This is a genomic window from Pseudomonas sp. FP2338 (genome assembly GCF_030687515.1).
Classification (GTDB): Bacteria; Pseudomonadota; Gammaproteobacteria; order Pseudomonadales; family Pseudomonadaceae; genus Aquipseudomonas; species Aquipseudomonas salomonii.
In genome coordinates, this window is sequence record NZ_CP117436.1 from 2,240,343 (window position 1) to 2,264,995 (window position 24,653).

Annotated in this window: 21 protein-coding genes and 1 pseudogene; 11 read left to right on the forward strand and 11 right to left on the reverse strand. The window is 60.6% G+C overall.

Annotation, left to right across the window (positions count from 1 at the left end; all coding sequences use genetic code 11):
• Window positions 1-21: 21 nt before the first annotated feature.
• A complete protein-coding gene (locus PSH96_RS10275; protein WP_305458997.1) occupies window positions 22-1,173 on the reverse strand; it encodes an MFS transporter in 1,152 nt (383 codons plus the stop codon).
• 356 nt (window positions 1,174-1,529) lie between these two features.
• On the opposite strand from PSH96_RS10275, the gene PSH96_RS10280 reads away from it, so the two are divergent.
• From PSH96_RS10280 to PSH96_RS10300, 5 genes are all read left to right on the forward strand, one after another.
• Window positions 1,530-2,516 carry a diaminopimelate epimerase gene (locus PSH96_RS10280; protein WP_305458999.1) on the forward strand — a complete coding sequence of 329 codons (987 nt, stop codon included), beginning with the start codon at window positions 1,530-1,532 and terminating at the stop codon, window positions 2,514-2,516.
• A gap of 302 nt (window positions 2,517-2,818) precedes the next feature.
• A complete protein-coding gene (gene tssI, locus PSH96_RS10285; protein ID WP_305459001.1) occupies window positions 2,819-4,834 on the forward strand; it encodes a type VI secretion system tip protein TssI/VgrG in 2,016 nt (671 codons plus the stop codon).
• Window positions 4,834-5,658: a DUF4123 domain-containing protein gene (locus tag PSH96_RS10290; protein ID WP_305459003.1), complete on the forward strand. Its 825-nt coding sequence runs from the start codon at window positions 4,834-4,836 to the stop codon at window positions 5,656-5,658. Before tssI ends, PSH96_RS10290 begins: the two co-directional genes overlap by 1 nt.
• Window positions 5,651-6,436, forward strand: a complete 786-nt coding sequence (locus PSH96_RS10295; RefSeq protein WP_305459004.1) for a hypothetical protein — start codon at window positions 5,651-5,653, stop codon at window positions 6,434-6,436. Before PSH96_RS10290 ends, PSH96_RS10295 begins: the two co-directional genes overlap by 8 nt.
• A 14-nt stretch (window positions 6,437-6,450) precedes the next feature.
• Window positions 6,451-8,607 carry a lipase family protein gene (locus tag PSH96_RS10300; RefSeq protein WP_305459006.1) on the forward strand — a complete coding sequence of 719 codons (2,157 nt, stop codon included), beginning with the start codon at window positions 6,451-6,453 and terminating at the stop codon, window positions 8,605-8,607.
• Between the two features lie 25 nt (window positions 8,608-8,632).
• Here the strand turns inward: PSH96_RS10300 and codA are convergent, their stop codons facing one another.
• The 7 genes from codA to queD form a co-directional block, all read right to left on the reverse strand.
• Window positions 8,633-9,868, reverse strand: coding sequence for a cytosine deaminase (codA, locus tag PSH96_RS10305; protein WP_305459007.1), 1,236 nt, complete (start codon window positions 9,866-9,868; stop codon window positions 8,633-8,635).
• A gap of 98 nt (window positions 9,869-9,966) precedes the next feature.
• Window positions 9,967-11,235: a cytosine permease gene (gene codB, locus PSH96_RS10310; protein WP_305459009.1), complete on the reverse strand. Its 1,269-nt coding sequence runs from the start codon at window positions 11,233-11,235 to the stop codon at window positions 9,967-9,969.
• A 140-nt stretch (window positions 11,236-11,375) separates the two neighbouring features.
• Window positions 11,376-11,999, reverse strand: a complete 624-nt coding sequence (locus tag PSH96_RS10315) for an NUDIX hydrolase (protein WP_305459011.1) — start codon at window positions 11,997-11,999, stop codon at window positions 11,376-11,378.
• A gap of 9 nt (window positions 12,000-12,008) precedes the next feature.
• Window positions 12,009-12,449: a GNAT family N-acetyltransferase gene (locus tag PSH96_RS10320; RefSeq protein WP_305459013.1), complete on the reverse strand. Its 441-nt coding sequence runs from the start codon at window positions 12,447-12,449 to the stop codon at window positions 12,009-12,011.
• 25 nt (window positions 12,450-12,474) lie between these two features.
• Entirely contained in the window at window positions 12,475-12,672 is a 198-nt protein-coding gene (locus PSH96_RS10325; RefSeq protein WP_056858770.1) for a helix-turn-helix transcriptional regulator, read from the reverse strand.
• Entirely contained in the window at window positions 12,669-13,043 is a 375-nt protein-coding gene (locus PSH96_RS10330) for a hypothetical protein (protein WP_305459015.1), read from the reverse strand. The genes PSH96_RS10325 and PSH96_RS10330 overlap by 4 nt, the downstream gene beginning before the upstream one ends.
• 126 nt (window positions 13,044-13,169) lie before the next feature.
• Window positions 13,170-13,526: a 6-carboxytetrahydropterin synthase QueD gene (gene queD / locus PSH96_RS10335; RefSeq protein ID WP_003237990.1), complete on the reverse strand. Its 357-nt coding sequence runs from the start codon at window positions 13,524-13,526 to the stop codon at window positions 13,170-13,172.
• A gap of 342 nt (window positions 13,527-13,868) precedes the next feature.
• On the opposite strand from queD, the gene PSH96_RS10340 reads away from it, so the two are divergent.
• Window positions 13,869-15,269, forward strand: coding sequence for an SGNH/GDSL hydrolase family protein (locus PSH96_RS10340; RefSeq protein WP_305459018.1), 1,401 nt, complete (start codon window positions 13,869-13,871; stop codon window positions 15,267-15,269).
• A 56-nt stretch (window positions 15,270-15,325) separates the two neighbouring features.
• The gene (locus PSH96_RS10345; RefSeq protein WP_305459020.1) at window positions 15,326-16,918 is read left to right on the forward strand and encodes an SGNH/GDSL hydrolase family protein; all 1,593 of its coding nucleotides are present in this window, start codon (window positions 15,326-15,328) and stop codon (window positions 16,916-16,918) included.
• A gap of 74 nt (window positions 16,919-16,992) precedes the next feature.
• Here PSH96_RS10345 and PSH96_RS10350 read toward each other — a convergent pair whose 3' ends face one another.
• Complete coding sequence (locus PSH96_RS10350; protein ID WP_305459022.1) at window positions 16,993-18,072, reverse strand: patatin-like phospholipase family protein; 1,080 nt, start codon at window positions 18,070-18,072, stop codon at window positions 16,993-16,995.
• 171 nt (window positions 18,073-18,243) lie between these two features.
• Here PSH96_RS10350 and PSH96_RS10355 point away from each other — a divergent pair, with 171 nt between their 5' ends.
• The 3 genes from PSH96_RS10355 to PSH96_RS10365 are packed head-to-tail and all read left to right on the forward strand — an operon-like array spanning window position 18,244 to window position 20,545.
• The gene (locus PSH96_RS10355) at window positions 18,244-18,567 is read left to right on the forward strand and encodes a PepSY domain-containing protein (RefSeq protein WP_305459024.1); all 324 of its coding nucleotides are present in this window, start codon (window positions 18,244-18,246) and stop codon (window positions 18,565-18,567) included.
• A complete protein-coding gene (locus PSH96_RS10360) occupies window positions 18,567-19,235 on the forward strand; it encodes a response regulator transcription factor (protein WP_017135293.1) in 669 nt (222 codons plus the stop codon). Before PSH96_RS10355 ends, PSH96_RS10360 begins: the two co-directional genes overlap by 1 nt.
• Window positions 19,232-20,545: a sensor histidine kinase gene (locus PSH96_RS10365; RefSeq protein WP_305459026.1), complete on the forward strand. Its 1,314-nt coding sequence runs from the start codon at window positions 19,232-19,234 to the stop codon at window positions 20,543-20,545. Before PSH96_RS10360 ends, PSH96_RS10365 begins: the two co-directional genes overlap by 4 nt.
• A gap of 78 nt (window positions 20,546-20,623) precedes the next feature.
• On the opposite strand, the gene PSH96_RS29550 is transcribed toward PSH96_RS10365, so the two are convergent.
• Together PSH96_RS29550 and PSH96_RS29555 are read right to left on the reverse strand one after the other, a co-directional pair.
• Complete coding sequence (locus PSH96_RS29550) at window positions 20,624-21,379, reverse strand: methyl-accepting chemotaxis protein (protein WP_370694359.1); 756 nt, start codon at window positions 21,377-21,379, stop codon at window positions 20,624-20,626.
• A 150-nt stretch (window positions 21,380-21,529) separates the two neighbouring features.
• Window positions 21,530-22,771: pseudogene (locus PSH96_RS29555) on the reverse strand (chemotaxis protein); the annotation flags it as partial.
• A gap of 332 nt (window positions 22,772-23,103) precedes the next feature.
• Between PSH96_RS29555 and PSH96_RS10375 the strand changes: the two are divergent.
• Window positions 23,104-24,423 carry a Na+/H+ antiporter family protein gene (locus tag PSH96_RS10375; protein ID WP_305460027.1) on the forward strand — a complete coding sequence of 440 codons (1,320 nt, stop codon included), beginning with the start codon at window positions 23,104-23,106 and terminating at the stop codon, window positions 24,421-24,423.
• Window positions 24,424-24,653: the final 230 nt, after the last annotated feature.

The following is a 24,653-nucleotide window of genomic DNA, read 5'->3' on the forward strand; positions in this document are numbered from 1 at the left end:
TGGCTTTGTAGGTTGAGCCTTTTACACCTTGAGAATTTTACCGCTGATGGCCACCCCGGCCAGCAGCAACGCAATCAGCACAAAGGCCGTGCTCAGGCTGCTGCCGTGGGCGATAAACCCGATAACTGCAGGCCCGGCGAGAATACCGGCATACCCCAGCGTGGTGATGGCCGGTACGGCGATATGTTCCGGCATGACCTTTTGTTTACCGACGGCGGTGTACAGCACCGGCACGATATTCGAGCAGCCGGCACCCACCAGGGCATACCCCAGCAGCGCCGTTTCCCAGGCCGGCAATAACGTGGCGAGCAACATGCCAGCAGTGGCCAGCGCGCCGCCGATGACGATCACGCGGGTGGCGCCCAGGCGGCGGACAATCGAATCACCGGTCAGGCGCCCTGCGGTCATGGTCAAGGCAAACGCCGCGTAACCCAGGCCGGCGTAGGCTTCATCAAGACCGCGTTCTGCACTGAGGAACACCGCGCTCCAATCCAGCACGGCGCCTTCGGCCAGGAACACGATGAAACACAGGCAGCCGATAAACAACACCACACCGTGTGGCACGGCAAATGCCGGGCCAGAGCTTTCGCTGCCGTAGGGCAGCAGATGAGGCCCGGCCTTTAGCAACGCAAGCGCCATGATGACGATCACCACCAGGGTCGCCTGGAACGGCGACAAGCCCAGCCCCAGTAACCCGGCAACCCCCGCTGCGCCAACGATGCCGCCAAGGCTGAACAAACCGTGGAAGCCCGACATCATGGTTTTGCCGCTGGCGCGTTCAACGATGACGGCCTGCAGGTTGACGGTCGAATCCACAGTGCCCAGGCCCGCTCCAAACAGGAACAGCCCGGCTATCAGCAAGGGGATCGAACTGACCGTGGCGAGCATCGGCAGTGCCAGGCAGATCATGATCGTGCCGGCCGTCAGTACCCGTCGGCAGCCGAAGCGAGAGGCCAGTGCACCCGCCATCGGCATCGCGATGATCGATCCGACGCCCAGGCACAACAGCAATAGGCCCAGCGTACCTTCATTCAGATTGGCGCGTGCTTTGGCGTAAGGCACCAGCGGCGCCCAGGCTGCGATACCGAAGCCGGCGATGAAAAAGGCGATACGAGTCGACATTTGTTCCAGCCGCCCGGGAACCACGGGCGCAGGGGTGGGGATGGCAGTCATGAAAAATCCTTGGTTTTGCGTTCAACGAACGATGTCCGGCGCGACATCCTTGCACATCAGGCCCTGTCGAGCGAGCCGGGTTCCCTTCAAGCGAGGGCCTGACACCCAGGTGCAGGTTTATTGTTACAGGAGCGGAACGTCCTCGACGGTGGCGACCACACAGAAGCTATCGGATTCTTCGGCGGTGGTCTGGAAGGTGCGTAATCTGCGTGAGAACGGATGAACCCCAGGTTTTTGCGTTGGATTACCACCTTCCAGTCCACTGCCCACTGCGCAGCCTTTCTGTAATACGCTGCTGCCAAGTGTGTGAGCAACCGGAGAAATACGCCGATGAATATTCTTGTGAAGGCATCGCTATGACGCTGTTCTATGACGCGCGGGGCAATATTTACGGTGTGGTCAGCCCCGGCTATCTACGCAGCAGAGGCATTGCAGTGCCTGAGTCTGCCAACCTGGCTGCCAGCACTCGAAAAGAATGGACAGCCTCAGCGATCGCTTCGGAGTGTGAGTGGGGTACGTTACCGCGTGCGGGCAATGCCAAGGCGCACCGCTGCGATGGTTTGCTGGTGGGGCCGTTCCAGTCTGCGCCGCCGTTTGACGTGTTGATCGTCAATACCGATGGCACGCTCGCCGAACGCAGTGGTAACGGGTTGACGATTTTTTCCCAGGCGCTGACGGATCAAGGTTTGATGGCCCAGGGATGTGAGTTGCACGTGCATCACGACAAGCACGATGCAGCCTCGCCGGTGGCGACCTATTCGCAGCCGGCGACCTTTGAACAGGTTGCTGGTTTCTGGTTGGCCTTGGGGCAACCGGAGTTCGGGCCAGCAGCGGTAGCCGCTACCGGTGTTGATGCCGTAACGCTGGGGCAACGTGATTTCAGCCATGTGGCTGCACTGGCGGCGATCGATCCGCAATGGGCTGTTAGCCAGTTTGTCCGTGTGGGCAATCCTCATTGTGTGACGCTCGTCGAGCATGTCCAGGCCTTGCCGGACAATCAGTCGATGCACCAGCCCGCACTGTTTGAGCCGTTACGGGCCATTGCCTTTGCGCCGCCAGGCGGGCGCGGCCAACCTTGTTCGGCTGGGGTCAACCTGCAATGGGCCGTACATTCTTCAGGCAATCGGGTCATCGCACGGGTGTTTGAGCGAGGAGAAGGACCTACCGCGTCCTCGGGTACCAGCGCCAGTGCAGTTGCCTGTGCGGCATGGCGCGCGAGTTGGGTTGACGCCGGCGAGGTGGCCGTGGTCATGCCGGGTGGCACAGTGCCGGTGCATTTACAGTGCGAGGCCGAAACGCTGCTGAGCGTCAGTCTGTTCGGGACTGCATGCGTGCAAGCCTAAAGTAGTAGAAGTGGCTGATATCTTGAATACGTGTCAGCCGTTTCTTTATCGTTTAGTTGTATGGTTAGAGTTGGTGTAAGAAGTTTCTTGTTGTTGAGCGCTATTTAATTCTGCGAATTTATTATTTTGTAAAAGACGCGTCCTACCACGTTGTGCGAAACGTCTTTTTTATTTTTAAGGGGTCAAATTCCGCCTGAAGTCGCTAAGATTTATTGGGTTCAGGCGCTTTTTCCCGGCAGTTCAATCAATGCCCGATGGGGGGAGGCCTTTCAGTCAAATAATGGATGACGGGTAACTTAGGGATGGTTGAAATATCTGCCGCGCCACGTTTCAAGTTGATACTTCCAGAAATAAACAATGACTTTCAGGTACTCGCTTTCAAAGGCCGAGAAGTCCTTGATCAGCCTTACTTCATTACCGTGCATTTAGTCAGCGAAAATCCCTCTCTGGATCTGGAGGCGCTGCTTCACCAGCCGGCTTACCTTGACTTTGGCGAATCCGATGCGGGGCTGCATGGGCATATCTACGCTATCGGCCGTGAGGGGCCCGGCGTTCGGCTCACTCGCTATCGTCTCACCCTGGCACCACGCCTGGCGTACCTTGCCCATCGACACAACCAGCGGATCTTCCAACAACGCAGTGTGCCGCAGATTATTGCGGCGGTCCTTGAGTACCACGGCATTCTGGCGGACGCCTATGCCTTCGAACTGGGCCCCGCGGCCTACCCACCCCGTTCGTTCTGCGTTCAGTACGCGGAAACCGACCTGCACTTTATCCAGCGGTTGTGCGAGGAGGAGGGGATTCACTACCACTTTCGCCATGACCCGGATAATCACGTGCTGGTGTTTGGTGATGACCAGACGGTGTTTCGGCGCCTGGCTGCACAGCGATTTTGTTCGACGCACGAGCGGACCAAAACAAGAGCTATCCGGCAGTTCGGCGTGCGTCTGGAGACCCGTACCCAGCTGACGGTGCGCCGTGATCATGACTTCGAGCATCCGTCGCTGCGCCTGGAAGACAAGGCCGGGCCTGCATCGACGCAGCGCCTTGAGGACTACCATTACCCGGCTGGTTTCAGCGACCATGCGCGAGGTCGGCAATTGGCGCACAGGGGCCTGGAGCGGCATCAGCGCGACCGCCAGCGTGCCGTGGGTAAAAGTGATCAACCGGTGCTGGGCAGCGGCCATTTTCTTGAGCTGTGTGACCACCCGGACCCCACCTGCAACGACCTGTGGTTGCTAACGTCGGTGCATCACGAGGGGTATCAACCGCAGGTGCTGGAGGAAGCGGCGCCTGTGGCGGGCACATTCCATGGCTATCGCAACCGGTTTAGCGCAACTCCCTGGCGCGCCGTGCATCGCCCCCCCCTTAGACACCCAAAACCTACCCTCAATGGCAGCCAAACCGCCATCGTGACGGGGCCAGCAGGCGAGGAGGTGCACTGCGACGCCTACGGCCGAGTGAGGGTACGTTTTCATTGGGACCGCCTCGACCCCACGGATGACAACAGCAGTTGCTGGGTACGCGTAGCATCCGGTTGGGCGGGTGATGGCTTCGGCGCCATGCTGATTCCGCGGGTGGGCATGGAGGTGCTGGTAACCTTTCTGGAAGGCGACCCGGACCAGCCGTTGATCAACGGCTGCCTGCCCAATGCGTTGCACAGGCCGGCTTATCCTTTACCGCAACACAAGACACGCAGCGTGTTGCGCAGCCGCAGTGTGCCGGGGGGCAGGGGGACCAACGAACTGCACCTCGAGGACCGCCACGGCGAGGAACTCATCTATCTGCGCGCCCAACGGGACCTGGAACAGCAGGTCGGCCATGACAGTCGCCTTGAGGTGGCGGGAGAGCGGCGGGAAATCATCCGCGGTTTAAGCACGGTTCACTTGGAAAGTGGCGAGCAGCGACACATCACCGGAGACCGCACTGTCATGCTTGGCACGAACGATCGGCTGGAGGTGCAGGGAGACAGCCAGACGCATATCGGTCAGTCCTTGGTTATCCAGGCCGGGCAGCAAATCGTCCTCAAGGCCGGCGCCAGCCTGGTCATCGATGCGGGCGCACAATTGAGCCTCAAGGCTGGGGGCGAGCACCTGATTATCCAGGCGGGCGGCATTTTCAGCAGCCGGCCTGTCACCGTTGGCGGCTTGCCGCCCCTCACTCTGTCAGCGAACCCACTATCGGCCATGGATGCGCCGAACCTTTCGATGGCCCAGGGTACCCTTCTGGACGAGGCCCGGCAGTTGGGCGCGGACTTCTGCCCGGTGTGCGAGGCGTGTCGTGAAGGCCAGTGCACCCTCATGCGGAGGGCAGCCTGATGCCAAGTGAGCCAGGCCAGTGGATGGCTGAACAACAGCAGGCGGGGCGCCGACTGTGCTTGATCCTTGATGGTCACCACGACGCATGTCAGCAGCTGTTGGCGGTGCGCAACCTGTCACAGTATTGCTGCCTGTACGCTGAGACCGCCCTGGCCGAGTTGGCAGCGGCGGGCCCGGTGATTCTGCTGGTGGAGCAGGCGGACGAACCTGCGCTGGTTGACCTGCTGCAGCGCCCCGAAGCGAACTGGGGCTGGTTGGGCAGCCTGCCCGGCGATGATCTGGCTGGTGTGGTTCGGCATTGGCGCGAACGTCTGCTGGTAGGGCGCCAGGGAAGCCAGGCCCTGTATCGCTTTCACGATAATCGTACCTTGGCACGTGCTTTGACCCATTTGCAGGGCGAGCACTGGCCAGTGTTTCTCGGCCCACTGATCAGTGTGTGCTATTGGCACCAAGGCCGTTGGTGTCAGGGTGAGAACCCAACGCCTGGTGAGTATCCGGTGCCTGTGCCTGCGCCCTGGCTGAACACGCCCAACCCTCAGGCCGAAGTGATCCTGCACGCCAATATCCTGCGTTATCTACTGACTGAACACAGCGAAAAGCTCGCCGGCCTGGTTGAGTTTCAAGACCCCAGAATCTGGCTGGCGCAGGTTCTGGAGCAAGCTCGTGCCTGGCAATGGCGAAGCCCCCAGCAGCTCGAATTCCTGGTGGTGCGCCGGTTGGAGGAGGCGACGCAAGGCAGCACGATGCGGTGGCAGCCGATAGAGGGCGAGGCATCAGCGGAACATTTTGAGCGGGTGCTACGGGAGTGGCAAAAGCATGAATAGGTGGACGCACAGCGTTTTGATAACGCTCGGTGCTGGATGGCTCTCGGGTTGTGCGCTGGCACCGCCGGCTGAGCGTTTTACGCTGGAGGTGGATTTGCCGGCGCAATTTCGATTTATCGGTGCGGCCAACTACCGTCCCGCCAGGTATGAGCTCTGTACCTTGCCGCAGCGTCGAGGCAAAAGGCCTGAACGCAAGATCTTTATTGCCGATTACAAACCCGTGGCTGAACGAGTGAGCTATGAGTTCCCGCTGACTGAAACCATTGAGGGGTGCCCTACGGTGTTGCGTAGCGTGGAGTTCACTCTTTATGCGAAGTGGGGTGAGCTTGACACTGATGTAGGGGGTAGTTTCGCGGCAATTTCTTTCGCAGATCCTATTGAGTCTGAACGCGTAGCAGCGATGCCTGAGTCGGGCGTACAGGAGTTATTTGGACAATGCATGTGGTTTTTCCGAACGGCCGGCCCCGAGCATGCGATCAGAAAACTTTTGGAATGTAACGCGTTGGACGCGAAGGGGAAAAGGCAAAAAACGCGCCCGGGTGGTGTAGTTCAGAGAGAGCTGCTCCCTGGGAAAAAAGTAAGGCTGACGTTGAGCGTTACAGACGAAGAGGCACCCGCTTTTGAGGATACCTGGCTGGCTGTACCGGGGGGGTGGAGACGGTGCAGGGGTAAAAGTTTTGAAGATCTGTCCGGATACTGTGGCAGTAACACCACGGACTTTAAACCTATAACGATGCCGGATGGACGTGTCTGCGATGTTTATCCAACGTGCAATTAACAAGGAGTTGATTCATGAACCAGGCAGCATGGAAGCAATCTTTTTTCAGTAGCGAGATGTCTGCTTGCCCATTGAAAGGGCATTGGGCAAGCGTTTCTCTGGTTGATGAAACGGGCAGCGGGAAGGCTTATGGCGGGCTTGTCTACACGATCCAGGACAATACCGGGCGTCTGTACAAAGGAAGGTTGAATGGGGAGGGGTACGCCAAGCTCGAAGGGTTTTATTGTGGCCCGGTCATTCTTTCTCTGGATTCGCAGTATTCCGGCGAGGAAGAGCCGTATTCGACATTGAGAAAACGCAAGACTTACCCGTTGCCTATCACCGAACTTCAAGCCCGCGCCGAACACACCCGATTTTCAGCGGCTGATGGCCAACGTATCGAGGGCAACCCTGCACAACACCAGGCCGACCGGTTTTATCAGGTTGAGGTGCGCGATCTGGTACGACATATTGCCCACCTGCCGCCGTTTGCCTCCCGAACCTATCACCCCGCAAGGCATGCGCTGAAAATGATGGCCGAACTGGGGTTTGGTCCACCGCAGCCCGCATTGTCAGGCGTCGTGTTGTTCCCCAACCTGCACACGGTGTTGGAGGTACGGCCTTTGCGGGCCCTGCGCCCGATGTTGTCGACCGATGATCAGTTGTGTGCGTTGAACCTGTATCAATTGGCGTTGATGTCTACATTGAGTTACTGCGATTTTGGCCAGCAACCTCCAAAGCCGCCAGTGGAAAACGTCAACTTCCCCCTGGATCCCAGCGCAGGCAATCTGTTCGCGGAAAAACTCTCGGGGTTTCAAGAAGCCTGGAAGGTCGATCGTGATCAAACTCAGCGCTTCTTCCCGTTGTATGAAGAGGTTCCATACTCCCAGCGGTTTGAGATTTTGCCCTTCGATCCTGAGTTGTATCCACAGAATCGGCCGGAGCTTGGAGAGAAACAGGAACATCCCGCTAGCCTGCACTTTTTTGATGATGAAGCTTCCGGTACGGATACCCAGGCGTTTATCAGTCATCACAACGAAGTAATTCTGATCGCTGTTCGAGGCACCGCCAGTGGTGCCGATGCACTACGCGACGCTAATGCCCACCAAGTGCCATTTACCGATGGTGTTGGCAAAGCCCATGAGGGCTTTTATCTGGCCTATCGAGCGATGCGCGATTTTGTTCTGCACTACCTTGATCAATTCCACAGCGGCCAGCGTATTGTGATTTGTGGCCACAGCCTTGGCGGCGCCATCGCGTTGCTCCTGGCAGAGGGGTTACGCCGAGTTACTCGCGTGAAGTACAACATCCTCCTCTACACCTACGGCGCTCCCCGCGCCGCAGACTCCGAGTTCACCGACGGCGCCTCAGCCCTCATCCATCACCGCATCGTCAACCACAACGATCCGGTCCCCAGTGTCCCGGCCACGTGGATGAATACCACCGCCAAACTCTGGGTGCCGGGCGCCATCACACTTTTTGCCGCGCCCGGTGCGGGTGGCCTGCTGTTCGCCGCCGGCCTTGTGGGTGTCGGCGGCAACCCCTACCAGCACCACGGCGAACAGCAGCACTTCATGCCTATCAAGCTACCGGACGGCACGCACTCCTCGGTGTTATGGGCGCCCGGTTGTGAGTCCATCCTCGAGGCCGGATGCAACCGTGTGCTGCAACTGCAAGGCGATATGCCCGAGCGTGCCAACCTGTTGAAACAACTGTTCCAGGCCAGCCAGCACTTCATGACCGCCAGTTACATTCCAGCCGCGTGGGCCACTCTGCGTCGCTGGCAGCAAACCGTCGATAGCCAGGGGCCTTTGATCACCGCCAGAGAGTTCGAGTTGATAGACGTGGCGCTTGACACAATGACGCAACAACTGCGCGACAAGAACCGCGAGCTCGAGCGTCGTCGCCCACCGAACCAACGCGATTATGGGCATGCGCATAACCAAGCGCTGAACGCTGAAGTCGACCGCTTGCGCAGCAGCCGACGTCGCTTGGAGTCGTTGCGCTGGCGCCGTCTGGACCTGCGTGACGTGTATGGCAGCCACGCCGATTCCACCGGCCTGCGGCCCAGCGTGAAGCGCTGGTTGCGCCACCCTGAAAACCGCAGGTTGGCGCAAATCGCCAGTATTCCTGCGCCGCTTAAGGACAGCGCCGGCCAGGTGCAGCCACTGGATATCGACTCAATCGTCTGACCCCGGTTACCTACGACCCCGGTGCTTACAAAAACTCCACCTGTGCCGGCCTGCGTTGCATCAGCACCTTGCCATTGCGGATCGAATACAACGGCAGGCCCTGGCTGCGGATCACCTCGTAGTCACTGTCTGCCGAAAGGATCAGCAGGTTGGCCGGGCGACCGGGTTCCAGGCCGTACCGGTCACCCAGGGCCATGGCCTTGGCGCTGTTGTCGGTGACCAGGTCCAGGGCGCTTTGCAGGTTGCGGTAACCCAGCATGTGGCAGATATGCAGACTGGCTTCCAGCACGCGCAGGATGTTGCCGTTGCCCAGCGGGTACCAGGGGTCGACGATGGAGTCCTGGCCGAAGCAGACATTCATGCCGGCCTCGAGCAGTTCATTGACGCGGGTGACGCCTCGGCGTTTCGGGAAACTGTCGAAGCGCCCCTGCAGGTGAATGCTTTCGGTAGGGCAGGAGACGAAGCTGATGCCCGAGTGCCCCAACAGGCGAAACAGTTTGGCGCAATAGGCATTGTCATAGGAACCCATCGCTGTGGTGTGGCTGGCGGTGACGCGCGCGCCCATGTCGCGGCTGCGGGCCTCTTCGGCGAGCACTTCGAGAAAGCGCGAGTGCGGGTCGTCTGTTTCGTCGCAGTGCACGTCCACCAGGCAGCCGGTGCGTTCGGCCAGGTCCATCAGAAACTTCACCGAACTCACCCCTTGGTCGCGGGTGTATTCGAAGTGCGGGATGCCACCGACTACATCAGCGCCCAGGCGAATGGCTTCCTGCATCAGCTCGCGGCCGTTGCGGTAAGACTCGATGCCTTCCTGCGGGAAGGCGACGATTTGCAGGTCGATCAGGTGGGTGCTTTCTTCGCGCACCTCCAACATGGCTTTGAGCGCGGTAAGGTCAGGGTCAGTGACATCGACATGGGTGCGCACATGCTGGATGCCATGGGCGGCCAGGGCCTGGATGGTTTTCTTGGCGCGAGCCTTGGTGTCTTCCTGGGTGATGGTGGCTTTGCGCTCGCCCCAGCACTCGATGCCCTCGAACAGGGTGCCGCTCATGTTCCAGCGTGGCTCGCCGGCGGTCAGGGTCGCGTCGAGATGGATATGTGGCTCCACGAAGGGCGGTATCACCAGGTTGCCGGCGGCGTCGAGGTCACCGGCCATTAATATGGGGGCCACTGTTTGTGCGGTAATGCGGGCGATCCGGCCGTGTTCCAGGTGCAGATCATGCAGGCCTTCACGGTTGCGCAGGCGGGCATTGATGATATGCATGGGCAAGTTCCTCTTGGCTTTGGATAATCAGGCAGGCAGCCGCCAGGTCATCAGGGTTATCAGCCACAAGGTTACCATCCTCATGGCGGCAGTCGGGTTCATGCCTGCACGTCAGTCAACGGTGCGCGCACGCGCAGGGCTGCGGTGAGTGCGACGTAGGCCAAGGACGCGGCCACAATCCCCACCAATGGCGCCACCCACGGTGAGTGAAACGCCAGCACTGTGCCCACGGCATACGCCACCAGCCCCGGCCAATTGAACGCCGGCAGGCGTGCATCGGCCAGGCGTGGGTACTGGCCGCGATAGCGGTAGAAGAAGTCCGCCATGATGACCCCGCCAATCGGCGGGATCACGGTGCCCAGCAGAATCAGATAAGGCACCAGCAGGTCGTACATGCCAAGCAGTGCCAGCAGCGTGCCGATCACTGCGCCGGCCAGGGTCACGGTTTTGCGCCGCCGGGTTCGCAGCAGGTTGCAGCCGGCCACGGCGAAATTGTAGATGGTGTTGTCCTGGGTGCTCCAGATGTTGAGCAGCAACATGGCCATCGCCGCCATGGCGAAACCTTGCAGCAGCAGTACCTCGACCACATCGGGCTGCTGATAGACGATGGCACCATATGCACCGATCAACACCATCAAGCCATTGCCGATAAAAAAACCGATCAGGCTGGCCAGCACCGCGACCTTGGCCGAGCGAGAAAAACGCGTCCAGTTGGTCGCCTGGGTGGCGCCGCTGACAAAGGTGCCGAATACCAGTGTGATGGCGGTGGAAACGTCCAGTTCCGCCGTCGGCACCACGGCCAGCAAGCCCTCCAGGCCGCCGACTTTGACGGTGGCGACCCACATCGACAGCAACAGCAGGATGCCCATGGCCGGCACCGCGATATAAGACAGAATCTCCAGCCCGCGATAGCCCACATAGGCGGTGGCGCAGAACAGCAGGCCAAACAGCACCATCAGTGCCAGCACCGTGCCTTGGTTCAATTCGAAATATTTGCCCAGCACCACGGCGGCGGTGGCGGTGCCCCAGGCGTACCAGCCGATCTGGGTGAAGCCGAGGATCAGGTCGCTGAGTTTGCTGCCCACTTCGCCAAAGCAGAAGCGCCCCATCAGGACCGAATTCAAGCCGCTCTTGAACGCGATATAGCCCAGGCCTGCGGCGTAAATACCCAGCAACAGGTTACCCAAAGCCACGACACCGAGCATGTCGGTAAAACTGAACGCCACGCCCAGCTTGCCGCCGGCGAACATGGTCGCGGTAAAGAAGGTGAAGCCCAGCAACACCATGGCGGTGGACGCAAGGCCCTTGCGCGCATGCATCGGCACTTCGCTGAGGGGGTAATCGTTACCCGGTTCTTGCTGCGTCATGGCCTTGCTCCCTGGATGACTGACAGCCGTGCTGTTGCACTGCGCGTGCCAAACCGGCAGCGCGGCGTATTTGTCGCCAGGCACTATGTCGAGCGCGCCCAGGAAGGCACGAAAGCAGTGCAGCGGTGAGACAAAGTGGATCAGTCGAACAACGTCTGGGTGGTCTCGCCACGATGAAACGCAAACGCTGCTTCAAGATCGCTTTCGATGGTGCGTCCACGGGACAGCGGGGGCAGCTCGTCGAGGGTAAAAAAGCCCACTTCAGTGGTTTCAAACCCGGCCACTGGCGCCAGTTGGTCGACCCGCTCGCACAGGAAATACAGCTTGTAGAAGTCCCGCACATCCGGGCGATACAAGCCCTTGGCCTTGTGCGTGACGCTGTAAAGCGCGCGTGCCGTGACGCTCAGCCCGGCTTCCTCGCGGATCTCCTTGACGATGTTTTCCGCCGCCGACAGGCCGATATCGGCATAGCCACCGGGCAGCGCCCAGCAGCCGTCGGTCAATTCGCGCACCAGCAGAATCCGGTCGCTTTCGATCACCGCGCCACGTACGTCAATCATTGGGGTTGAATAGCGCTTTGCAAAATCCGGCACCAGCCCGGTGATGCGCGCAAGCGGCACATCCGCCAGTTGCGCGAGCATGCTGTGGGCAATCTCGGCAATTTCCTCAAGGCGTTCGCGTTCGAAGTCGTCGGTGCAAAAATGCAGCCCCGTAGACGCCAGTGCCTGTAAGCGTTTGGCCTGGGCCAGCCAGAGGTTTTCCATGGGATGCTCCTATAGATGTTTGATCATATAGACGCGGCGCAGGCCGTGCTCCTCGGCGCAATGGGTGCGCACATAGCCACGGCGACTGTACAGCGCGAGGTTCTCGGTCATCACCTCATTGGTGTACAGACGGATAGCACTGTAGCCGGCATCGAGGGCCTGCTGTTCGGCAAAATCCATCAGCTGTCGCCCGAAACCAAGGCCCTGGGCGTGTGGGGCGACGGCGAGGTTATCCAACAGCAATGCCGTGTCGGTGTGCATCAGGATAACAAAGCCCTGAACCTGCCCGGCGTGGTCGAGCACATGCACGCCCCCGTCTTCGACCCGCTGCGGGTAGTCCTCCAGCATTGGCCCGGGCTTTCGGCCGATGCGCTCGATGTAGGGCGTATAGGCAGCCTGGACGATGGCCTCGATAGCGGCACTGTCACCGGCAGTGGCGGGGCGTATCAATTCAGCGTGCTCCTGTCATAAAGGCTCAATCCACTGGCGCTTCGAAGATCGCCTCGATGGGCCGTTCGAACACCTTGGCGATCTTGAACGCCAGCGGCAAGCTCGGGTCGTAGCGGCCGGTCTCGATGGCATTGATGGTCTGGCGCGATACGCCCAGGCGCTGCGCCAGCTCGGCCTGGGACCAACCCAGTTCGGCGCGCAACGGGCGCAGCTGATTGTTCATTGATAGCGCCTTGTGCCAATGATCGTGGCCACACACCAGACGCCGCCCATGATCGGCCATACCATAAAGGCCGACAGGCGCGGCAGGCCTGCGGTTTCCAGGAAACCGTAGCTGAAAGTGGTGAGGGCGGTGCACACAAACGCCACGGCGAGCGCTTCCAACTGAATCTTGCGGCCCAACTCATCCATGCTGTTCAGCCGGCGGATGATTGACACGGCCATCGCGATCATTGGAATAACCGGCAGCAATGCCAAGGCGATTTTGGCGGCGCCGTCAGGCATGGCGCGTACAGATGCGCTGGAAATTACCACGCAGGCAATGTACAGCAGCACAATGGCTATAAATTCCACGAGGAAGCGTTTGGTCGACATGACTCTCTCCATGAGTAAAGGGAGCTTTACACTGGGCGTTCAGGCTTTTCATGTCAAGCACGCTTTACATTGGCACTGGCCAGGCATAAAAAAACCACCCGCAGGTGGTTTCAAACACTCAGCCGCTTACTCGCCGCGATAGATGCAACCGCTGGTGCAAGTCTCATGGATGCGAATCGCGCTGAGTTCCGGCAACAGGGGTTTGAGCTCAGTCCAGATCCACTTGGCCAAGACTTCGCTGGTCGGATTCTCCAGGCCAGGGATGTCATTGAGGTAGTTATGGTCGAGGCGTTCGTACAGCGGCTTGAAAATCGCCTTGATTTCCGAGAAATCGCGGATCCAGCCGGTATGGGGATCCAGGTCGCCGCTCAGGTGGATCGCCACCTTGAACGAATGCCCGTGCAGGCGCCCGCATTTGTGGCCTTCCGGTACGTGGGGCAGGCGGTGGGCGGACTCGAAGGTAAACTCTTTGAAGATTTCCACGGTGTGACCTGTAGGGCTTGTGTTGCGTGGGTTTGAGGTGATTGCCGGTTTCTGGTGCAGAGATGGCGCGTATTCTAACCTGTTTTGTGAATCTGCCCCGCCTGATCGCCGATAAACCCTCTGGCGGTACTTGCCGCTGCTTTACACGGACGACGACAACGGCCCACCCGCCGCCGCATACTACCAACTGTTTCAAGGCCCGCCGCTGCGCGGGTTTTTTTTGCCTCGGGGAACACCATGGTTTTTAACACCGAAACACCTGTCGAACCGAATGACTCGAGCGATCATTCAGACCTTACCTGGCGTGCAAGGTTGGCCAAGGCTCTGAAGAGATGGGCCGGCATGAAGGCGACGCAGGTTGTTCACCCCGCAGGCACTGAGCAGCGACGCGCCTGCAGCGATGTCGAGAGGCTTTCCAGTCTGGGTAATCTGGATCGGCTCAATGCCGCTGTTTTCGAAGGCAGCGTACGCATTGCCTTTGCTGGCGATTCGATTGTCGAGGGCGACCGCGACGGCCTCTATGACAACTCGGTTGTCGCAACGCTCATGCGCGCCTTGCGCGAGCAGAACCCTGGCATCGACTTCGTAGCGGGTAACTTCAGCCTTTCAGGCCGTGGTATCGGAGCACTGGCAACCGAGAGCTATGTGGGGCAACCCTACCCGGAAGACCTGGCTACCGGGTTTTATCGCCCGGATGGCAGCCCGGTGACTGACCAGTGGCCGGGGGGATCGGTTGTCGGCAAGTCGTGGATGGCGCACCTCAGGGACTTTGCCCCCGACTTTGTGATGGTCATGCACGGCGCCAACGATTTGTCTGGTTCAAGCCTGGCGAACACGACCGCGCTGAAGCATGTGCTCGACCTGATTCGCCATTTCCCCAAGGCGCCGTCTGTCGGCGTAGCCACCACGGCCTTGCCAGCCATTTCAGCGGGGTATCAGGAAGAGGCTCAAATCGCGGCCGATGGCGTGCGCGGCGTGGCTCGGGAACTGAACCTGACCCTGGTCGATATCAACCGGGCATTCAACCGGCTGCGCGCAGGTGTGGATGTCGAACACCTTGTCTACACGCGTGACGACACCTTCGCCGGCTACCCCGCGGGCTGGAATGTTGAGGCGCGCTCCACGTTTTCACTCGCCACTGCCGGTGGCGGCTCGATAAGCGGTAATGGCTCGGCGCTGCGTAACGTGCAGTCGCTGGACATCCTTATCAAGGCCACGTTCAGCTGCCCAAGCTGGTTCTCCACGACCTGTGCCCTGCATTATCGGTCGATGGGGTTGCCTGCACACCAATACAGCGCGCAAATCTCATCGGGCTCCCTGGTTCTTTATTGGGGGACACACACCCTGGGCTTCAAGGCCATGGGGGCACTGGCATCCGGCTCAAAGGTGGTGTTGCAGGTGGATGTGCAAGGCGCGCTGCACAGGGTCTATGTCAACAACGTGCTGCAACTGACGGTCTACGACTACCACCACCTGCGGCGCGGCAGCCACGGGGTGGCGATAATCGGCGGCACGGGAACCATCGCTGACTTTATCGTGCACACAGGTGACTACTGCGCAACTGAAGTGCCGCAACTGAGTGATCTCGAGCTGTACGGCGGCGATAACGTGGCGACTCACACGGGGGTGCCAGACGGCAACGGCATCAACCACCCCACCCGCTACGCCAATCGCGTGTGCTGGGCCGCGGCTTTCTCGGCTCTGGTGGATCACATTCGGGTGCAAAAAAGAGCAGGGCGGTGACGGTCGAAGGGAGAAGTCAGTAGAATTAGAATTCTCTATTAGATTGGCGTCACGACGTGTCTGCTTCCCTTGCTCACCACAGAACCAAATCCCTGACTTTCTTGATTGCTTTGTTCCTCAGCGTCCCGCTGAACCTCTTTGGTTTGGGGGGGGACGTTTTTGCGGCGGATCCTGCTGGCGTGGTTGCACCCGCCCAAAGCGACGGGCAGATAAGCGCTGGCGCTATTGCTGCCAGCGTTCCGAGCCCCGTGCCCGACCAGGCCGCGCCGGATGAGGTGTCCACGCTGTCGAGCGTGGGCAATCTGGAGCGGCTGGATGCCGCCATTAAAGAGGGCGCGGTGAGAATCGCAGTGGTCGGCGACTCGATCTCCCAAGGCGATGTTGATGGGCAGTACGAAAACTCGGTGGTGGCCACCTTGATGCGCTCAGCCCGTGAGCAGAACCCCGATATTGCTTTCACATTTGGTAATTTCAGCCTGGCGGGGCGTGGGATGGGGATGTACTTCAACCCCAACTACAAGGGGGCGACGGCCGCCGCCGAAAACCCGCTCACGGGTTTCTTCAGAGAGCCCGGCAGCGAGGTGACGGGGCAATGGCCTGGCGGGTCGGTTGAGGGCAAGAGTTGGGCAGATCACGTCCGGGATTTTGCTCCGGACCTGGTGATTTACATGTTTGGTGCCAATGATCTTACGGGTAGCAGCAGTGTCAACGCCGACTACTATTTCAAGTCGCTTGATTACCAGAATACCTGGGCAAAAGTGCCGTCTACGGCGATTGCGCCGGCGGCGTTACCGTCCGTTGCGTTTGGCTATCAAGAGCAGGTTCAAGTGGCGGCTGACGCTGCGCGGGATGTTGCGAAAGTACGCAATATTACGGTGCTGGACATTAACCGACTGTTCAATATTCACCGCGCTGCCATCGATGTCGATAAGTTGAGTTTTATTCGCGAGGATAACCTGGCGACGTATCCTGCCGGCTGGAACCCGGAACCCGGCACTACGTTTGCGGTATCGGGTTCGCCTGCGCAATCGACCCTGAAGGGGCAGGGCGCCACGATGCTGAACCGGGAGAGCCAGGATGTCAGTCTGTCGGCCACGTTCACCATGACCCACTGGGCTGGGCAAATCGGCGGCATTCGCTATCGGTCCATGGGTTCTGGCCTGAGTCAGTACACCGCGCAAGTGACGGCCAGCCAAGTGCTGCTTTATTGGGGTGGCACCCTTATTGGTCGTTCACCGGTTTACTCCGACATCCCGGATGGGACTTCGGTCAGCCTGAAAGTAACGGCGCGCGGGGCGAAGCACGACGTGTATTTAAATGGCATCAACGTTATTTCCACGTATGACTTCAATAACCTGCGCTTCGGTAAAGTCGGCTTGTTGGTGTCAGGCGCCGAGGGTGTTATCTCCAACTGGGTCGCGAATCTGGGCGTGCCTGAGGCGCGCGGTGTTCCAGATTTGAATGATGTTCAAATATATGGTCTCGGGGATTTCGCCACCAACCCCGGCAGCCAGGGTGGAAACATGATTAACCACCCTACCAAGCTTGCCAATGCGGTGATCTGGGGCGGGGCGCTGCGCCCCTTGTTGCAGCACATCCGCTCGCAGCCCAGGGGCGGCGTGCCCGCCCCGGCGCCAGTCAGCCACTGATAGCTGCGGGCCGGCACGCATTCAGCGCGCCGGCTCAGCCGGATACAGCCCACTGTGAGCAGGCCGCTGGTACGTCAAAGTGCCTGCAGGTGCTCGCCCAATGTGCCGTTATCCGCCCACTGAAGAAACTCATCCCCCAGCCGCCGACTTTCGCTCATCGCGGTTTGCCAGTATTTGTTGCGGCTCGAGTCATCGCCCATAAAGCGCTTGAAGTCGCTGCGGTCCGGCAATTTGCCGTGGGGCAGGCGGTTCAGGTAGTCCCTCGAGGGCGCCAGTAGCAGCACATCCTGCAAGCCTTGTGGGTTACTGCGCCGCCACGGCAAGCCCTTGTCGAACCAGCCGGGGATCACCCGGTCGGTGAAGTGCGGGTACAGCACAATGTCGTCGCCGTGATAGGGCAGGTCGAGGTGATAGTCCAGCAGGCCACCATCGCGGTAAGTGCCCGCGCCTGCGCCGGGCAGGTCGCGCACGCCTTGCATCACCATGGGGATGGAACCGGAGGCCAGCAGCGCCTGGCGCAGGTTGCCCAACTGCAGGTCGAGGAAGCGCGAGGGGAAGTCCGTCAGCGCATGTACCGGAGGCGCCTGGCGCGGGTCGTGGATGATCAACCGCTCAAAATGTAGTGACAGCCGTGCACGGCCACGCAGGTTGTCGGCAATCACCGACGACAGGCCCAGCCCCAGTCGCCCACGGTGGTCATCGGCGAGCAGGCCGTGGCTCTTGACCACCATGATATTCAGGCGATAGTCGGGGTTGTCCAGCACCCGCGCATCGCGGCCGGCCAGCAGGTCGTCGAGCATGCGCTGGCAGCTGCGGCTGACTTCGGCCATGGTCACGCCCTTGGCGAAGCGTTGTTCGTTATACAGGCGGCCGAGGTCCAGCAAGCCTTGTACCGGGTCGGGCAGGCACGCACTGGCAAACCGCCAGGAGCCGATGGACGCGCCGATCAGTGCGCGCTCACGCGGCGCGCGTGGCAGCCAATCGCCGAACAGCGCCAGGTCCAGGCCTTGAATGCCCAACGCCTTGGGGCCACCGGCCGCACCGGGTAGGATACCGACATCCGCCGGCGCAAGGCCTTGCTCGCGAATGCGTGTGAAAGCGCGTTTGCCGGCCTTGAGGGTCAGCGCGGGAAACTTGATGTGGATGGCAGTCATACAGGTCTCGGTTGCAGCGAACAGGCAATATAAGAGAAATCCTGCAGCGGCGGGTAAGGTTGCCGATTGAAAATTGCCATGGTGGCAATTCAGTTTCAGTTAAGTTGTCACGGGTACCGTGGTGGCCCATGTCCCTCATCGGGCCGCCCTCAAGGAACATCAGGATACGTAATGAAGGTAAATCTACGCGCGGGCAGGCTAGCGGCGCTGGTAATGCTTCTAAGCAGCGCGAGCCTGTCGGCCCATGACCTCGGGCAGGATGAAGCCCTGCGCCTGCGTCAGGAGGGCGTCATCGCGCCGCTGGAAGAGTTGCTGGGGCCGGCGCTGGAGCGCTACCCGGGCGCCAAGCTGCTGGACGCCGAACTTGAGGAACACAAGGATAGGCCGGTGCGCTATATCTACGAAATCGAACTGTTGACCGTCGAAGGCGTGGTGCGCGAAATCGAGCTGGACGCCAGTACCGGTAAGCTGCTCAAAGATAAGGAAGACGACTGATGCGCCTGCTCCTGGTAGAAGACAACGTACCCCTGGCTGACGAATTGCTGGCTGGCCTGCAGCGCCAGGGCTACGCAGTCGACTGGCTGGCCGATGGACGCGATGCCGCGTATCAAGGCCGCAGCGAACCCTACGACCTGATCATCCTCGACCTTGGCTTGCCGGGCCTGCCGGGTCTGGAGGTGCTGGCGCAATGGCGCGCGGCGGCCTTGGCCACACCCGTGCTGGTGCTGACCGCACGCGATTCCTGGGCCGAGCGTATCGAAGGTCTCAAGGCCGGCGCCGACGATTACTTGAGCAAACCCTTTCACCCCGAAGAACTCTACCTGCGCATCCAGGCGCTGTTGCGCCGTTCCCACGGCCAGGCCAACCAGCCGACGCTGCAAGCCGCCGGCTTGCACCTGGATGAAGGGCGCCAGTGTGTGTTGCGCGATGGCGACGAGATCCAACTGACCGCCGCCGAATTCCGCCTGCTGCGCTACTTCATGTTGCACCCGGAACAGATCCTCTCGAAAAGCCACTTGGCCGAGCATTTGTATGACGGCGAGACCGAGCGCGACTCCAATGTACTGGAAGTGCACGTCAACCACCTGCGCCGCAAACTGGGGCGCAGTGTGATTGAAACCCGGCGTGGCCAGGGTTACCGGTTTGGCGCCGCCCCGGCATGAGGTCGATTCAGCGGCGCCTGAGCCTGGGGCTGATCAGCGTCATGGTAGTGGTCGGCGTGGTGCTGGCGCAGACCAGCTTGTGGTTGTTCGAGGCCGGTTTGCAGCGCTACCTGGAAGCCGGGCTGCGCAACGACAGCGAGAACCTGCTGACAGCACTGGTGCGTGGGCCCGAGGGTGTTCAGTTGGATGAGCAGCGTCTGTCACCGGCCTACCAACGGCCGTTTTCCGGGCATTATTTCCGCATTGATTTTGCCGACGTTCACTGGCGCTCCCGCTCGTTGTGGGACCAGGAACTGCCGCGCCTGACTGAACCTGGGCTCAAGGGCAACCTGCAACTGGGGCCGGAACGCCAGCAACTGCTGGTGTTGCGTTCGGACTACAAGCGTTTCGGGCAGTTGATTTCCATCAGCGTGGCCCAGGACTACACGCCCGTGCGCGAAAGCTTTCGCCTGATGCGCCAGATTGGCCTGATCATCGGTTTGGCGGCGCTGTTGCTGGTGCTGATCCTGCAACGGGTCACCGTGCGTCGTGCCTTGCGCCCACTGGAGACGGCACGCAACCAGATTGCCCAACTGCAACAGGGCCGGCGCTCGCAACTCGATACCCAAGTGCCGCTGGAACTGGAGCCGCTGGTGGCGCAGATCAACCATCTGCTGGCCCATACCGAAGACAGCCTCAAGCGCTCACGCAATGCCTTGGGCAACCTTGGCCATGCGCTGAAAACCCCGTTGGCGGTGCTGTTGAGTGCGGCCTCCAGTGAAGCGCTCAAGGATCACCCCGAACTCGGCAAACTGCTGCGCGAGCAGCTCGATCAAGTGCAGCAACGCCTCAACCGCGAACTCAACCGCGCCCGCCTGGCCGGCGAAACCCTGCCCGGCGCGCTGTTCGACTGTGAAAAAGAATTGCCCGGCCTGCTGGCCACCTTGAGCATGATCCACGGTGAGCACCTGGATTTGAGCTACCACGTCGACCCCGGCCTGCAATTGCCCTGGGACCGCGAAGACCTGCTGGAGCTGCTCGGCAACCTGCTGGATAACGCCTGCAAATGGGCGGACGCCGACGTGCGTTTGACGCTCAACGAAACCCCGCGCAGCTTTCTGCTGGCCGTCGAAGACGACGGCCCCGGCATTCCGCAGGCCCAGCGTGAGCAAGTGCTCAGCCGCGGTGCGCGCCTGGATGAGCAGATTGACGGCCATGGCCTGGGGCTGGGGATCGTGCGGGATATCGTCGAGGTGTGGGGGGGGACGTTGCAGTTGCAGGACAGCGAACTGGGCGGGCTCAAGGTGCTGATCGAATTACCCAAGCGTTAACACCGAACAAACTGTGGGAGCGTCGAACCGCCGCTCCCACATTGGATCTCCTTAAAGATCAGATCCTTTGCAGGTCACTTACACCCGAAACTGATCCATCAACCCCTGCTGCTGATTCGCCAGGCTGTTCAATGCCTGGCTCACCCGTGCCGACTCATTGGCCTGCTCCGACAGCGATTCAGTCACATCCCGAATCGTCGCCACATTGCTGTTGATCTCTTCGGCCACGGCGCTTTGCTGTTCGGCGGCGCTGGCGATCTGCAGGTTCATGTCGCTGATCACCGTGACCGCTTCGCCAATCTGGCGCAGGGCGGTTACCGCCTGGCCAACCTGCTCGACACTGCCCTGGGCCTGGCGATAGCTGTTGCCCATGGAGCCGACCACGTCGGTGGTGCCGCTTTGCAGGTGCTCGATCACCAGGCGGGTTTCTTCTACCGACTCCTGGGTGCGCTGCGCCAGGTTGCGTACTTCGTCGGCGACCACCGCAAAGCCACGCCCAGCCTCACCGGCGCGGGCGGCTTCGATGGCGGCGTTGAGTGCCAGCAGGTTGGTTTGCTCGGCGATGCCACGGATCACTTCCAGCACCGAGCCGATCTTCTCGCTATTGGCCGCCAAGCCTTCGACCTGGGCCATGGCGGTGCTCATGTCCGCCGCCAGGTTGCCGATGTTGGTGGTGGTGCGGTCGATCACACTCAAACCGTCGCGGGTGGCCTGGTCGGCATCGCGAGCAGCGTGTGCCGCCTGGGCAGCGCTGCGGGCCACGTCCTGGGCGGTGGCGCTCATTTCGTGGGAAGCAGTGGCCACTTGATCGACCTGGCGGTACTGCTGCTCCATGCCGGCGCTGGTTTGCGTGGCGATCGCGGCGGACTGGTCGGCAGTGCCACGGGCGTCCTGCACCGAGCGTTTCACTTGGGCAATGATCGGTTGCAGCTTGTCGAGGAAGCGGTTGAACCAACCGGCCAACTCGCCCAGTTCATCCTGTTTGTCATAGGCCAGGCGGCGGGTGAGGTCGCCTTCACCGCTGGCAATGTCTTCAAGCATGCGCGCCACGCCAAGGATCGGCCGGGTCACGCTGCGGGCCATCAGCCACACAAGCACTAAGCCAACCACGGCCGCCAGCAGGCCCAGGCTCAACTCCAGCAGCGTGCCACGGGCGTTGTCCGCGTCCAACTGTGCCTTGAGTGTTTCGGCGGGGCCGACCAGGACTTTTTCCGGCACATCCAGCAACACGCCCCACGGCTTGCCGCCGGGAATCGGCGCGAAGGGCGCCAGCACCTTGAGTTGGTGACCGGTACGCAGGCTGCTGGTCTGGGGGGTACTGGCCAGCACGCTGATCAGTTGCGCGCCGCTGATGGTGTCGACCTGATCCAGGCGCTGGCTGAGTTTGCCGGCGTCCGGGCTGTAGCCGGCGAGCAATCCAGTGGGGCTGAGGATGCTGACCTGGGTCTGGCCGTCGTACAGCTTCTGGCTGGCCTGTTGGCTCACGGCCTGCAAACTGTTGAGGTTGATGTCCACCGACAGCGAGGCGATGACTTTGCCGTTGACCATCAGCGGGAAGACGATGCTGGTCATCAGCACGTTTTGCCCGTCGATCACATAAAAGTAGGGTTCGATCACGCAGGGTTTCAGGGTGGTGCGTGGGCAGGTGAACCAGGCGTTGGCTTTTTCGCCGCTGGGGCCGACGCTGACGTCGGCCATGTCGCTTTCGGGCAGCGACATGGAGGTGAGTTTGCCCGGCGTGGGCTGCGACCAGTAGAGGGCGAAGCGGCCCTTGTCGTTGCTGCCCAGTTCTGCCTGATTGGCGAACAACTCGTCCTTGCCGTCCAGCGCATTGGCTTCAAACACCAGCGACAGGCCCAGCAGATCGGGGTTGGCCTGCAAGGCGGCCTTGACCTGACGGGTCAGGTCTTCGCGGGTGTCGAAGGCGTCGAGGAAGCGTTTTTCGGCTTGTTCGCGCAAAAACAGCACCTGGCGCGAAAAACCATGGCCGTACTGGTAGGCGTCCATGAATTGCTGGCGAATGCCCAGCGCCTGCACTTCACCTTGGGCCTCGATACGCGCCTGGGCGGACGCGTCGAGCATCTGCATGCTGGACGCTTTGACCTGCTGTGAACTCTGCTCCATGCGAAACAGCGACAGACCCACCAGCAGGGTCACGATCCCCAGCAGGCACAAGCCCGCGAGCAGGGTGATTTTCCATTGAATGGAGAGCTGTCTAAGCGACATCGGGACATCCTTACCTGAAAACACAGAGAGACCCGTTTATCGGCTGTTCCGGATATTTCTTTATTCAAACGTTCAATTTAAAGCTGCTGTTGTGGCGAGGGAGCTTGCTCCCGTTCGACTGCGAAGCAGGCGCCCAGGTCGCGATTTTTGGGGCTGCTGCGCAGCCCAGCGGGAGCAAGCTCCTTCGCCACAGTTTTTGACATGCACGCCCGCCTGCTGCAAAGTGCGCGCCCTCTAATAAGACCTCTTTACGCCTGCACGCGGACGCCACTTGATGGCCGCCCGGTCGCGGGCCTGTCTGTCTTTTATGTTTTTTGCTTGAGGTAACCATGATTAACGCAGTCATCGCCGCGGTCGGCACCATGCTGGTGCTCAGTTTGTCCCGCGTGCATGTGGTCATCGCCATCATCGTCGGCGCCCTGGTCGGTGGCTTGACCGGCGGATTGGGCATCGAGGCCACGCTCAAGGCCTTTAACGGTGGCTTGGGCGGCGGCGCGACCGTGGCGTTGTCCTACGCCTTGCTCGGCGCGTTCGCGGTGGCGATTGCCAAGTCCGGCCTGGCTCACGCGCTGGCGGACAAGGCGCTGCTGCTGGTCGATCGCCAGGAAGCCACCGGCGGCAGTCATGTCAAATGGCTGCTGATTGGCCTGTTGTGGGGGGTGGCGATTGCTTCGCAGAATATTCTGCCGATCCATATCGCGTTTATTCCGCTGCTGGTGCCGCCACTGCTTTACGTGCTGACCAAGCTGCAACTGGATCGTCGCCTGATCGCCTGCGTAATGACCTTCGGCTTGATCACGCCCTACATGTTCCTGCCGGTGGGCTTCGGCAATATCTTCCTCAATCAGATCCTGCTGGCCAACGTGGCCAAGAGCGGCGTGGACATCAGCCAGGTCAACGTCACTCACGCGATGGGTTTGCCTGCGTTGGGCATGGTGGTCGGCCTGCTGGTGGCGGTGTTTATCAGCTACCGCAAAAAGCGCGTGTATGACCTGGAAAAAATCGAGCGCGTCGAGCAAGTGGCGGTGCAATACAACCCGTTGACCCTGCTGGTGGCCGGCCTGGCAATTGCCTCGGCGTTTATCATTCAGCTGTGGCTGGACTCGATGATCATCGGCGCCCTGGCTGGGTTTCTGATCTTCTCGGTGTCGGGCATTGTGCGCTGGCGCGACACCGACGACCTGTTCACCGAAGGCATGAAGATGATGGCGATGATCGGCTTCATCATGATCGCCTCTTCGGGGTTTGCCGAGGTGCTCAAGGCTACCGGTGACGTGCGTTCGCTGGTGCAAGCCTCGGCGGCATTCATCGGGCATAGCCGTGGGGTGGGTGCGTTGCTGATGTTGCTGGTGGGGCTGTTGGTGACCATGGGCATTGGTTCGTCATTTTCTACGGTGCCGATTCTGGCGGCGATTTTTGTGCCGTTGTGTGTGCAACTGGGCTTCAGTCCGTTGGCGATTGTGTGCATCGTGGGTACGGCGGGTGCATTGGGCGATGCTGGTTCGCCAGCGTCGGACTCCACGCTCGGCCCGACGTCCGGCCTGAATATCGACGGCCAGCATCACCATATCTGGGACACCGTGGTGCCCACCTTTCTGCACTACAACATTCCGTTGCTGGCGTTTGGCTGGATTGCTGCGATGACCCTCTAGTATCTGGAACAGGTTCAATTGTGGCGAGCAGGCTTGCCCTGCGTTGGAGCGCGAAGCGGTCCTGAATCCAGACACCTCGATCTACCTGGCGTGTTACGGCGCCTGAAAAGGGGGCTGCTACGCAGCCCAGCGCAGGGCAAGCCTGCTCGCCACAACAGTCCCAGTCTCCACCACGTCCCGGTGTCCTACAGATATTTCGCCACTGGCCGTTAACCTCTCAAGTCGCCACG